The organism is Enterovirga sp. (assembly GCF_035325185.1).
Lineage (GTDB): Bacteria > Pseudomonadota > Alphaproteobacteria > Rhizobiales > Beijerinckiaceae > Enterovirga.
Genome location: NZ_DAOLAJ010000041.1, coordinates 21,561 through 32,101, shown reverse-complemented (window position 1 = coordinate 32,101; position 10,541 = coordinate 21,561). Strand labels below are relative to the sequence as shown.

Annotated in this window: 15 protein-coding genes; 4 read left to right on the top strand and 11 right to left on the bottom strand. The window is 69.6% G+C overall.

Going from position 1 to position 10,541, the window contains the following annotated elements; translation table 11 throughout:
• Positions 1 to 48 precede the first annotated feature (48 nt).
• The 9 genes from PKD06_RS10135 to PKD06_RS10095 all read right to left on the bottom strand — a co-directional run bounded on the left by PKD06_RS10135 (position 49) and on the right by PKD06_RS10095 (position 6,003).
• A complete protein-coding gene (locus PKD06_RS10135; protein ID WP_324380054.1) occupies positions 49 to 657 on the bottom strand; it encodes a protein-tyrosine-phosphatase in 609 nt (202 codons plus the stop codon).
• A 57-nt stretch (positions 658 to 714) separates the two neighbouring features.
• Positions 715 to 1,020, bottom strand: a complete 306-nt coding sequence (locus PKD06_RS10130; RefSeq protein WP_324380053.1) for a hypothetical protein — start codon at positions 1,018 to 1,020, stop codon at positions 715 to 717.
• 9 nt (positions 1,021 to 1,029) lie between these two features.
• Entirely contained in the window at positions 1,030 to 1,284 is a 255-nt protein-coding gene (locus PKD06_RS10125; protein WP_324380052.1) for a hypothetical protein, read from the bottom strand.
• Between the two features lie 35 nt (positions 1,285 to 1,319).
• Entirely contained in the window at positions 1,320 to 1,751 is a 432-nt protein-coding gene (locus PKD06_RS10120; RefSeq protein WP_324380051.1) for a DUF1489 domain-containing protein, read from the bottom strand.
• A gap of 27 nt (positions 1,752 to 1,778) precedes the next feature.
• The gene (locus PKD06_RS10115; protein ID WP_324380050.1) at positions 1,779 to 2,216 is read right to left on the bottom strand and encodes a 4-aminobutyrate aminotransferase; all 438 of its coding nucleotides are present in this window, start codon (positions 2,214 to 2,216) and stop codon (positions 1,779 to 1,781) included.
• 91 nt (positions 2,217 to 2,307) lie between these two features.
• Entirely contained in the window at positions 2,308 to 2,928 is a 621-nt protein-coding gene (locus PKD06_RS10110; RefSeq protein ID WP_324380049.1) for an ABC-type transport auxiliary lipoprotein family protein, read from the bottom strand.
• 15 nt (positions 2,929 to 2,943) lie between these two features.
• A complete protein-coding gene (locus tag PKD06_RS10105) occupies positions 2,944 to 4,029 on the bottom strand; it encodes an MlaD family protein (protein WP_324380048.1) in 1,086 nt (361 codons plus the stop codon).
• Positions 4,030 to 4,039: 10 nt separating this feature from the next.
• Positions 4,040 to 4,843, bottom strand: coding sequence for an ABC transporter ATP-binding protein (locus PKD06_RS10100; RefSeq protein WP_324380047.1), 804 nt, complete (start codon positions 4,841 to 4,843; stop codon positions 4,040 to 4,042).
• A 2-nt stretch (positions 4,844 to 4,845) separates the two neighbouring features.
• A complete protein-coding gene (locus tag PKD06_RS10095; protein ID WP_324380046.1) occupies positions 4,846 to 6,003 on the bottom strand; it encodes an MlaE family lipid ABC transporter permease subunit in 1,158 nt (385 codons plus the stop codon).
• Positions 6,004 to 6,137: 134 nt separating this feature from the next.
• Between PKD06_RS10095 and dgcA the strand changes: the two genes are divergently transcribed.
• The 4 genes from dgcA to PKD06_RS10075 all read left to right on the top strand — a co-directional run bounded on the left by dgcA (position 6,138) and on the right by PKD06_RS10075 (position 9,308).
• A complete protein-coding gene (gene dgcA, locus PKD06_RS10090; protein ID WP_324380045.1) occupies positions 6,138 to 7,124 on the top strand; it encodes an N-acetyl-D-Glu racemase DgcA in 987 nt (328 codons plus the stop codon).
• Between the two features lie 73 nt (positions 7,125 to 7,197).
• Positions 7,198 to 7,794, top strand: a complete 597-nt coding sequence (locus PKD06_RS10085; RefSeq protein WP_324380044.1) for a hypothetical protein — start codon at positions 7,198 to 7,200, stop codon at positions 7,792 to 7,794.
• On the top strand, positions 7,791 to 8,588 hold the full coding sequence (gene thiD, locus PKD06_RS10080) for a bifunctional hydroxymethylpyrimidine kinase/phosphomethylpyrimidine kinase (protein ID WP_324380043.1): 798 nt from the start codon (positions 7,791 to 7,793) through the stop codon (positions 8,586 to 8,588). The genes PKD06_RS10085 and thiD overlap by 4 nt, the downstream gene beginning before the upstream one ends.
• A gap of 102 nt (positions 8,589 to 8,690) precedes the next feature.
• Entirely contained in the window at positions 8,691 to 9,308 is a 618-nt protein-coding gene (locus PKD06_RS10075; RefSeq protein ID WP_324380042.1) for an XRE family transcriptional regulator, read from the top strand.
• A 6-nt stretch (positions 9,309 to 9,314) separates the two neighbouring features.
• On the opposite strand, the gene PKD06_RS10070 is transcribed toward PKD06_RS10075, so the two are convergent.
• Together PKD06_RS10070 and PKD06_RS10065 are read right to left on the bottom strand one after the other, a co-directional pair.
• Positions 9,315 to 10,046 carry a cytochrome b/b6 domain-containing protein gene (locus PKD06_RS10070; RefSeq protein ID WP_324380041.1) on the bottom strand — a complete coding sequence of 244 codons (732 nt, stop codon included), beginning with the start codon at positions 10,044 to 10,046 and terminating at the stop codon, positions 9,315 to 9,317.
• A gap of 7 nt (positions 10,047 to 10,053) precedes the next feature.
• Complete coding sequence (locus PKD06_RS10065) at positions 10,054 to 10,488, bottom strand: cytochrome c (protein WP_324380040.1); 435 nt, start codon at positions 10,486 to 10,488, stop codon at positions 10,054 to 10,056.
• Positions 10,489 to 10,541: the final 53 nt, after the last annotated feature.

Here is a 10,541-nt window from a genome sequence, read left to right as displayed (position 1 = left end):
CCCTCGATCTTCGTCCCGCCCCAGTCGATGCCGATCCGCATGGCGTCCTCAGTCCGAGCGGCCGAGGGCGCGGTCCACCTCCGCCGAGCGGCCGAGATTGCGGAAGACCTCCGCCAGCCGGGGCGAGGCCGCGATCTGGCGCGCATGCAGCCGGCGCACCGCTTCGGACAGGCGCCCGCTCCGCCCGAGGATCTCGTCGGCGAAGCCGATCATGCGGGCATTGGGCCAGGCATGGGGCCGGATGGAGAGGAGGTGCCCGACGATCGCCTCCTCGGGCTCGCCGGGCGAGGCCATGGCCAGCATCGTCGTCATCGCCGCTGTCGAGCGCGAGATGCCCATATGGCAATGGATCAGAAGGTGTCCTTCCTCTCCTTCCCCGAGATCCTCCGCCACCTCTTCCCCGAAGGCGACGATCTTCTCCACGTGCCTGCGCTCGGGCAGGATCATGCCGGGCAGCGGCTCGATGATGTCGTGGAAGCGCAGCGTCGTGCGGTGATGCCGGTCGTAGCGGCTGAACGCGATCGGATCGGGCATGCCGGGATCGAGGATCGAGAGGACATGCGTGACGCGGCTTTCGCGATGCCCCTCCAGTTCCTCCAGACCGCAGACGGTCAGAAGCGAGAGGGAGGAGCGCTTCGTCGGCGAGGGCGTGCTCATGGACGGGGTTTAGAGCAATTCCGCCGAAGGCGGAACGTCTCCGGGGATAGGCATGGCCTATTCCTCGTCGTCCTCGTCATCCTCTCTGAGGGCCCGGCAGACGGGCTTGTCCTCTCCCTGGACGCGGCAGGCTTCCGCGATCATCTCGCGCATCGCCTCGCACGGGGTCTCCAGGCGGCACAAGGCGGGGGTCGCCGGGGCCGAATCGAGGCAGTCGCGCACCAGCGAGCGCGCCTCGGCCGCGCCCAGCTCGGCCCGGCAGGTCCGCATCGGCCCTGCCCCGGCAGGCACCGCCCCGATGGCCCAGAGCCCGGCCGCCGCCAGCAGCGCGGCCGAAGCTAGGCGCAGCCTTGCCGCGGACACCGCCGACCCTCAGCGGGTATATTGGTAATCGGCCCGCACCCTGCCGCCGATCCGCACCTCGGTGCCGCCGCCGACGTCGATGAATCCCTGGCGGCTGCCGGCGCGCGCGGCAGACGGATCGTAGGGCTCGAACTTCTTCGGCGCCTCGGCCCGCGCGCAGCCGGACCGGGCCTGCCGGGTCCCCTGCTTGTCGCAGCCGGCCGAGGCCGCCGGCACGGACAAGGTTCCCGCGGCGAAGAGGGCGACGGCAAGTCTCAGCAGCATGTTCCCTCCTCGCGACCGCGCGGCCGGATAACAGACTATAGCAGGCCGAGCGCCGCAAGCTCGCGGCGCATCTCCTCCGGCAGGGCCTGGATCCCCGCGGCCCCGCCGAGATCGGCGGGGGCTTCCTCGTCCTCGAGATAGCGCCATCCCTGGAAGGGACGGCAGGGCCTCGGCACGACGGGCACCACGCGGGAATCCAGGACGAGCCGGCAGCGGCCGATCCCCTCCTGGTCCGTGAAGGGCTCGATGCCGAGGAGCGACTGGCGGCAGCTCAGCTGCCCCTTGATGACCCAATAGAGCGAGCCGCCCTCGAGGAGCGGCTTCGTCCGCTTCGGCACCATCCGCGTGATATGGGCGTGGCGCGGATCGGTGCCCTGGCCCATCCGCCGCCGTCTCTCGACGATCCAGTCCTCGAGTTCGCCGATGGTGCTCACGCCGACGCAGAGCTTGATCAGGTGAAGAGCCATGGCCCCCTCGTCGCGCGGATCGCGGCGTCAGAGATCGACCACCCCTCCGCTCCCGCCCTTGGGCGCGGCCGGCGCCGGCTTGGCGGTGACGTTGATCTTGACGGTCACGGTCTGGGTGGCGCCGTCCGGATCCTTGGTCTCGTAGGAGAGCTCGTCCGTCCCCTGGAAATTCTTGTTGGGCTCGTAGAAGAGCGCCTGGACTTGCGTATCCTTGCTCGGGCAGCGGAAGCTCGACGGGGTCGTCAGCTTGCCCCCGCGCACGACGATCGAGCCGTTCTTGGGGGGCGCGACCACGCGGATGCTGCCCACCTCGCCGAGCGAGCAATCCTTCTTGAAGGCGGTCACGACGGCGAGGCGCACCGGCTTGCCGGGCTGGACCGTGGCCGTGCGCGTCGTCTGGGCGGAGGCGGCGCCGGCTCCCCCCAGCAGGGCGAGGGCCATCACGCTTGCAATCAGTCTGCTCATGTCGGGAACCCGTATGCTCGTAGCTCGGCCGCTCCTAGATGGGAGGCGACGGCGGCGGTTGCAGGGCGGCCCTGCAAAAATTTCCGCAAGGTCAGCGCCCGCCGCCGACCCAGCGCACGATGTCGAGCATCACGCCGGAGAGCGCCCTGTCGAGTGCCTGGGCCACCGCCGGGCCGGAACTGTCGGCGACAGGCACGCGGCGGCTGACGATTCGTGAGCTGACGAGCTTGCCCGATTTGAGATCGACGAGGTTCACCGACATCTCGACAAGAGCCTCGCTGCGCGGGCCGTCGAGCTGGAAGGCGCGGATGGCGCTGTTGAGCTGGTAGTCTCCGACGACTCCCTCCGCCGGCCGGCTCGCGCGCACGGCGGAAGCGTTCTCGAAGGTCTGGACGAGGCGGGCCTGGACGAGACGCGGCAGCCGGTCCGCCCATTGGGCGCCCGGCAGGTAGGAGATCGAATTGGCCGCGTCGCGCGCGACGATGAGCTGCGCCTCAAAGGGCTGGATGGCGCTCGGCTCGGGCACCACGACCTGCCGCCCCGCGAGCGGACCGTGCCGGCCCGGGGCACCCGGCGCCGTCAGGTCGAAGGCCGGCGCAGGAGGCGAGGAGCAGCCGCCGAGGCCGGCCAGCCCCGACGCGAGCAGCGCGAACATGAAGACGGCGCGACAGGGGCGATGGCCGCCGGAAGCCTGGAGACGCACTGCACGCACGCGATTGGGACCCGATCAGCGTCCACTATATTCGGGGATCGAGGGCCTGCCTGTGCCGAAAATGACAGAGGAGGGATTTTTCTCGATCTTGCCGGCGGCCCGCCCGATCGTGTTGATGGCGCGTCGCGCATCCGCCCCGAGCGCCTCGACCTGACGCGAGCCGGTGCCCGAGAACCGGCCGATCGAGGTCGCGATCTCGGTGGCGCGGCGGCTCAGGTTGTCGCTGGCGCGCCCGAAGGAATCCATGGCGGTGCGGATCGCCGAGAAGGTGCTCTTGCCCTCCTGGCCCGCCGCCGTGCCGAGGAAGCTCTCGACCGCCTTCAGCACCCCGTCGATCCTGCCGGCCGCCTGGTCGAACTTTCCGGTCAGCGAATCGGTGTTGCTGACGATGTGGCGGACCTGTTCAGGATCGACCGCCCTGACGATCCCCTGGGCGTTGTCGGCAAGCGCCCCGATCTTCTCGGCCATCGGCCCGATCTGCTTCGCCGCGTCCCCGGCCGTGGAGAGGAGGCCGTCGATCGCCCGTACGTTCTTGCCGAGCGCGTCGGAAAAGCTCTCGACATTGCGGACCGTGGCGCTGATCGAGCCCCGGTTTTCCGAGACGAGCGCGTTCAGCGAATCCAGCAGCGTATTCGCCTTCTCGGCGGCGGCGCGGGCAGTCTGGATGGCGCTGCCGAGCCCGCCCGAATCGGCGATGATGGTCGGGTAGGGATCCTTCGGATTGCGCTTGCGCAGGGGGCCGGCATCCCTGGCGCCCCCATAGAGCCCCACCTGCGCGACGCCCGAGAGGAGATTCACGTCGAGCGAGGCGCGGGTATCGTCGCGGATCGGCGTCGTCTTGGCGATCTGGATGGTGGCGAAAGCCTGGTCGGGCGCGTCGGGGGACAGTTCCACGGCCTGCACCTCTCCGACCCGGATGCCGTTGAAGAGGACGGGCGAGCCCTTCGACAATCCCGCCACCGTGCCCTGGAACTCGACCCGGTAGGTCGCACGGTCGACTCCGCTCTCGGAGCCCGCGAACCATAGCACGAAGCCGAACGCGGCCGCGACGACGGCCATGGTGAAGATGCCGATGAGGGCGTAGTTCGCGCGGGTTTCCATCTGCCTCGGCTCAGGCGCCGCCGGACATCGCCGCCCGCGCGCGCTTCCCGTGGAAATACGCCCGAATCCAGGGATGGTCGGACGCCAGCATAACATCGATGGTGCCCTGGGCGATAATGCGGCCGTCCCCCAGAGCCGCGATGCGGTCGCAGACCGTATAGAGGCTGTCCAGGTCGTGCGTCACCATGAAGACGCTGAGGCCGAGCGTGCGCTGCAAGGTCGCGATCAGCTCGTCGAACTCTCCCGCGCCGATGGGATCGAGGCCGGAGGTGGGCTCGTCGAGGAACAGGATCTCGGGATCGAGGGCGAGGGCGCGTGCGAGAGCCGCGCGCTTGATCATGCCCCCGGACAGCTCGGAGGGCAGCTTGTCGGCGGCGTCGGGCTTCAGCCCCACCATCTCGATCTTCAGCATCGCGAGCTCGTCGAGCAGGCGATCGGACAGCGACAGATATTCGCGCATGGGGACCTGCACGTTCTGCCGCACCGTCAGGGAGGAGAACAGCGCGCCCTGCTGGAACAGCACGCCCCAGCGCCGCTCGATCTCCTGGCGCGCCTTCGGCGACAACCCGTCGAGATCCTCGCCGAAGACCTCGATCGTCCCCTCGCGCTTGGGGACGAGGCCGAGAATCGCGCGCGTCAGGACGGACTTGCCCTGGCCGGAAGGGCCGACGAAGCCGAGGATCTCGCCGCGATACACGTCGAGATCGAGATGCTTCATGATCAGCCGCTCGCCGAATCCCACCACGAGGTCGCGCACGCGGATCACCGCCTCGCGATCGCGCTCGTCCACGGTCTGGCCTGGAATCGCCGGCATCGTCAGAACTTGATGGCCGCGAAGAAGATCGCGAAGAACCCGTCCAGCACGATCACCATGAAGATCGCCTTCACCACCGAGGCGGTGACATGCTGGCCGAGCGATTCCGCCGAGCCTTCCACGGCCATGCCCTCGTTCGAGGCGATGACGCCGATCACGACCGCCATGAAGGGCGCCTTGACGATGCCGACGAGGAAGGTGCGCATGTCGATGGTGGCCTTCAGCCGGGAGAGAAAGATGTCCGGCGGAATGTCGCCATAGGCCCAGGCCATCGCCCCCGAGCCGATCAGGGCCGCCATCGCGGCCAGGAAGGCCAGGATCGGAAGGCCGATCATCAGCGCCAGCACGCGCGGCACGATGAGGACCTCGATCGGATCGAGCCCCATCACGCGCAGCGCGTCGATCTCCTCGCGCATCTTCATCGACCCGATCTCGGCAGTGAAGGCCGAGCCCGACCGGCCCGCGATCATGATGGAGGCCAGGAGGACGCCGAGTTCGCGCAGGCTGAGGATGCCGGACAGGTTGACGACGAAGGTCTGCGCGCCGAATCGCTTGAGCTGCACGATTCCCTGCTGGGCCACGATGGCGCCCACCAGGAACGAGATCAGGACGATGATGGGCACGCCGCGAAAGCAGATCTGCTCCATCTGGTTGACGAAGGAGGGAAACCGGAAGCGGCTCGGCGTCACGGCGAGCCGCGCCAGCGTCGCCGTCAGCTGGCCGAGGAAGGCGACGCCCCGCACGAGGTCCTGCCAGGCCTCGACCATCGTCGCGCCGATATCGACGAAGATGTCGACGAGCTTCCAGGTCGTCTTCTCCGGCGCCGGCTGGAAGCCGCGATAGGCGACCTCGTTCAGCAGGATGTGATGCTCCGCGCGCGCGCCGACGAAATCGGCAGCGAGCTGCCTCTCGCCCAGCTCGTGCCGGGTCCGGTCCAGCACCCAGGCTCCGAGCGTGTCCAGGCGCTCGATCCCCGACAGGTCGAGAAGCACGCGCGACGCGTCCCCGATCTGGCGCATCAGCGCGGCCATGCAATCCTCGACCGCGGCCGAATGCTCCACCGTCCAGCGCCCGGTGAGGAAGGCCCGGATTTCGTTTCCGCTCCGCTCGAAATCCGTGCCCGGCCCGTGCGTGCCTGCCGTGGCGCGCAGATCGCGCACGCTCAATCCCATCGAAGCCAAGCCGCCGCCTTTCCGCTCTTGGCACGTCTCGACGGCGGTGATAGCCGCCGGGGCGAGCGGCGTCGAGCGCGCCGGACCCGGCGCCGTCCATCCGCCTCCTCGAAGAGGGCAGCATGAGCCTGAAGCTGAGCGTCGAGATCGAGCGCTTTCCTATTGCCGGCCGCTTCACCATCGCGCGGGGCAGCCGGACGGAGGCGGTGGTCGTCACGGCGACGCTGAGCGATGGAACGGCGCAGGGCCGGGGCGAATGCGTCCCCTATGCCCGCTACGGCGAGACGCCGGAAGGCGTCGCCGCCGCGATCGCCGCGATGGCCGGCGCCGTGGAGCGCGGGATGTCGCAGCAGGAGCTGGCCGCCGCCATGCCGGCGGGGGCCGCACGCAACGCCCTCGATTGCGCGCTTTGGGATTTCGACGCCAAGCGCGCCGGAATCCCCGCCCATGTCCTGGCGGGAATCGACCGGCTGCCCCCGGTCACCACGGCCTATACGATTTCCCTCGGAGACGTCGCGGAGATGCGGGAGGCGGCGGCGAAGGCGGCCGCCCGTCCGATCCTGAAGGTCAAGCTCGGAGGCCCCAAGGGCGATGCCGAGCGGATCGCCGCCGTGCGGGAGGCCGCCCCGGACGCGGTGCTGATCGCCGACGCCAACGAGGGCTGGCATGCGGGGAACCTCGCCGAGAATCTCGCGGCCTGCGCCGCGGCGGGGGTTCAGCTCGTCGAGCAGCCCGTCAAGGCCGACGAGGACCATATCCTCGAGGCGATCTCCCACCCGATCCCCATCTGCGCCGACGAGAGCCTGCACCAGCGCTCCGACCTCGAGCGGCTTCGCAACCGCTACGATGCCATCAACATCAAGCTCGACAAGGCGGGCGGCCTCACCGAGGCCCTGGCCTTGGCGGAGGAGGCGCAGAAGCTCGGCTTCACGATGATGGTCGGCTGCATGCTCGGGACCTCGCTGGCCATGGCGCCGGCCTTCCTGCTGACGCCGCGCGCCCGCTTCGTGGATCTCGACGGCCCCCTGCTGCTCGCCCGCGACCGCGATCCGGGCCTCGTCTTCGAGGGAAGCATCGTCCACGCTCCTCCCCGCGCGCTCTGGGGATAGGGTTCCGGCGTCCCCGCTTACGGCCCTGAAAGGTTTCGAGGCCACAGATGGTCGCTGGCGGCGCCTTTGGGTCATGAGCGAGAGCAATCCGACTTCGTCGAAGAGCGTTTTCGAGCAGATCGCGGACGCTCTCGGATCGACGGCCCAGGGGCGCGCATTCCTCGACGAATGCGGCCGGCGCGCCCGCTCGGAGGAGACGGCGCTGCTGCTGGACGCGGTCGCCCGCCTCGAGCGCCAGGCCGGATTGCGCCGGGGCTCCGACGATCGCGGCAGGCTCATCGCGCTCGTCGGGCAGGCCGAGGCGGCGCTCCGCGAATCGAAGCTCGCGCTGCTCGGCCCCGAAGATCCCGGCTCCGATGGGGGCGACTCCCCTCCCCCCTCCGGCGCCGTCGCGCAGGCGCGCGACACTGCCGCCTCGATCTTCCAGACCGCCGAGCTGATCCAGGACACGGCCTGGGCCATGCGGGAGGCCGGCGTCGACGCGTCGCTGTGCGACCGGCTGGACGAGCAGACCTCCGCCGTCTACGCGGCCTGCAGGCGGCAGGCATTGATGCTGCACGGCCTGTCGGCGGCCGAGCGGGCCATCCTGCGCGCCGAGGCGTGCATCGAGGACTTGCAGCGCGCCATCTCCCCGGTCCCGGCCTCGCCGCCGGGCGACGAGACGCCATGACCGTGATCGCCCTGACCATTGCCGGCTCAGATTCCGGCGGAGGGGCCGGCATCCAGGCCGACCTCAAGACCTTCTCGGCGCTGGGCGCCTACGGCGCCAGCGTCGTGACGGCGCTGACCGCCCAGAATACGCGAGGCGTCCAGGCCGTCCTCGACATTCCCCCCGATTTCGTCGCCACCCAGATGGACAGCGTCCTCGGCGATCTCGCCGTGGATGCGGTGAAGATCGGCATGCTCTCGCAGCCGCCGACCATCGAAGCCGTCGCCGCGGGCCTGCGCCGGCACGGCGTTCGCCACGTGGTGCTCGATCCCGTGATGGTGGCGACAAGCGGCGACCGGCTTATCTCGGACTCCGCGATCGCGACGCTCCGCGAAACCCTCCTTCCGCTGGCGAGCCTCGTCACACCCAACCTGCCCGAGGCAGGCGCCCTGCTGGGCGAGCCGATGCCGCTCTCGGAGGCCGACATGCTGAGGCAAGGCAGGCGGCTCCTCGCCCTCGGCTGTCCCGCGGTCCTGATGAAGGGCGGTCATGGCGGCGGCTCCGAGAGCACGGATCTCCTCGTCACGGCCGCGGGCGAGATGCGGCTGGAGGCACCGCGGCACGCCACCCGGAACACGCACGGCACCGGCTGCACCCTGTCCGCCGCCATCGCCGCGCGGCTCGCCGCCGGCCTCGATCTCGCCGAGGCCGTGCGCGAGGCCAAAGCCTACGTCACCGCCGCCATCGCGGCCGCCGACCGCCTGGCCATCGGAACCGGATCGGGGCCCGTGCATCACTTTCATCGCTGGTGGTGAGCGGCCGCCGTCCTTGACTTTGCCCGGCCACATCCTTTCGTGCACGGGCGAGGCGAGGTGCGCCCCGCTTCACGCGGAAATACCACGAGGCAAGAGGAGCGCATGGCGGTCGAGGGACGCGAGCGGGTGCGGGGGCTCGAGGCGGGCGCCCAGGAATTGTCGGGCCAGCTCGGCAAGACGATCCAGCGGCTGCGCAAGGCGTACAACCTTTCCCTGTCGGAGCTCGCCGAGCAATCGGGCGTCGCGAAGTCGATCATCAGCCAGATCGAGCGCAACGAGACCAATCCGACGCTCGCGACGATCTGGCGCCTCAGCCAGGCGCTCGACGTGTCCATCGAGCGCGTGCTCCAGAGCACGAGCGATGACCCCTTCATCGAGAAATCCTCGCGCGGGGACACGCCGATCCTCGTCTCGGATGACGGGCGCATGCGCCTCGCCATCATCGGCTGGATCAAGACGGTCGAGTGGCTGCAATGGTTCGACATCAGCGCCGAGCCCGGCGCCGTGCTCGAATCGGAAGCCCATCAGCGCGGCTCGATCGAGTGCCTGTCCGTCCGCGCGGGCGAGTTCGAGGTCGAGGTCGCCGGAAGCCTCCAGCGGGCCCGCGCCGGCGAGACGTTGCGCTATCGCTGCGACCGCCCCCATACGGTGCGCTGCATCGGGGACGTGTCCGGAGAGGCGACCATGGTGTGCATCCTGAAGGCCGCCGTGATGGAATAGCAGCGCTCAGAAAGGCAGCTTGCCCCCGAAGAGCCTGACGGTTCCGAGCACGAGGGTAGCCGCGACCGCGAGACAGATGGCGGCGCGGAACCAGACATGGGGCACCGGCACCATTTCCGGCTCGTCGGCATAATCCCCCGCCGGCTTGCGGCCGGTGACCATCGCCCGGATGAGCGGGTCCTTCTTCACCCCCTCGTAGAAGACGTTCGCGACGACGTGGAGGGCCGCGAAGCCGAGGAGGACGTAGAAGCCGAGGCGGTGCCAGCGCGAGAGGGTGCGCTGGGCGGGCGTGGGATCGCCGAAATCCAGATTGGCGAAGGGGCCGCCATAGATGCCGTTGGAATCGGCCGCGAACAGGCCGGAAATCGCCTGGGCCGCGACGAGCAGCAGCAGCGCGACGATCATCCAGCCGCCGAGCGGATTATGGCCGAGATAGGATCGCGAGCGGCCGGCCAGGAGCACCCCGCCATAGGCCAGGGCGCGCCACGGCCATGTCAGCCATGTGCGGAATCTCGCCGTCGAGGAGCCGGCGAAGCCCCAGATCACGCGGAAGACGACGAGAATCAGGGCCGCATAGCCGTTGCGGATATGCAGATCGACGGTGGCGTCGCCGCCCCGATAGGTGACGTATCCGACGAGGATCGTGACGACGAGGAGCCATTTGAAGAGCCTCGTCGGGCCGTCCCAGACCCGGACGGCCCGCTTCCCCGCGAGAGGCGCGCGCGAGCGGCGGCTCACCGGCCGCTCAGGTCTTGATCCTGAAGCTCTCATGGCAGGCCTTGCACGGCTTGGTCACCGGGCCGAACGAGGCGCGGAAAGTCGCAAGATCCGTCGTCGCCGCCGCCGCCTTCTGCACCTCCTGCGCCCACGCCTCGAAACCGGCCTTGAACTCCGCCGGATGCTCCCAGATCTTCGGCGCGGCGGTCGTGTCGCCGCCGGTCCGGGTGCCTTCGGGGTAATAGGTGGGGAAGGTCGCCGCCGCGTCGGCATAGACCTTCAGGATCTTGTGGGCCTCGTCGAGATCGAAGGGCTTCTCGCCCTTGACCATCGCAGCCGCGACCTTGGTGGCCGCGCCCACGCCCTTCATCACCTGCCGGCGCTGGGCGATGACGTCGGCCTGGGCATAGACCGCGGTCGCGATGCCGGCGACCGTCGCGCCGGTGAGCAGAAAGCGAAACATGCAGGCTCCTTGCATCCGGCGGCTTCCTTCCGCCTCGGGGCGGTGGACGCCGC

What these genes read in the sequence shown, in the direction of transcription:
- PKD06_RS10135 (WP_324380054.1), bottom strand. Translation starts at nt 657, where the DNA reads ATGAGCACGCCCTCGCCGACGAAGCGCTCCTCCCTCTCGCTTCTGACC.
- PKD06_RS10125 (WP_324380052.1), bottom strand. Translation starts at nt 1,284, where the DNA reads ATGCTGCTGAGACTTGCCGTCGCCCTCTTCGCCGCGGGAACCTTGTCC.
- PKD06_RS10120 (WP_324380051.1), bottom strand. Translation starts at nt 1,751, where the DNA reads ATGGCTCTTCACCTGATCAAGCTCTGCGTCGGCGTGAGCACCATCGGC.
- PKD06_RS10115 (WP_324380050.1), bottom strand. Translation starts at nt 2,216, where the DNA reads ATGAGCAGACTGATTGCAAGCGTGATGGCCCTCGCCCTGCTGGGGGGA.
- PKD06_RS10105 (WP_324380048.1), bottom strand. Translation starts at nt 4,029, where the DNA reads ATGGAAACCCGCGCGAACTACGCCCTCATCGGCATCTTCACCATGGCC.
- PKD06_RS10100 (WP_324380047.1), bottom strand. Translation starts at nt 4,843, where the DNA reads ATGCCGGCGATTCCAGGCCAGACCGTGGACGAGCGCGATCGCGAGGCG.
- dgcA (WP_324380045.1), top strand. Translation starts at nt 6,138, where the DNA reads ATGAGCCTGAAGCTGAGCGTCGAGATCGAGCGCTTTCCTATTGCCGGC.
- PKD06_RS10085 (WP_324380044.1), top strand. Translation starts at nt 7,198, where the DNA reads ATGAGCGAGAGCAATCCGACTTCGTCGAAGAGCGTTTTCGAGCAGATC.
- thiD (WP_324380043.1), top strand. Translation starts at nt 7,791, where the DNA reads ATGACCGTGATCGCCCTGACCATTGCCGGCTCAGATTCCGGCGGAGGG.
- PKD06_RS10075 (WP_324380042.1), top strand. Translation starts at nt 8,691, where the DNA reads ATGGCGGTCGAGGGACGCGAGCGGGTGCGGGGGCTCGAGGCGGGCGCC.
- PKD06_RS10065 (WP_324380040.1), bottom strand. Translation starts at nt 10,488, where the DNA reads ATGTTTCGCTTTCTGCTCACCGGCGCGACGGTCGCCGGCATCGCGACC.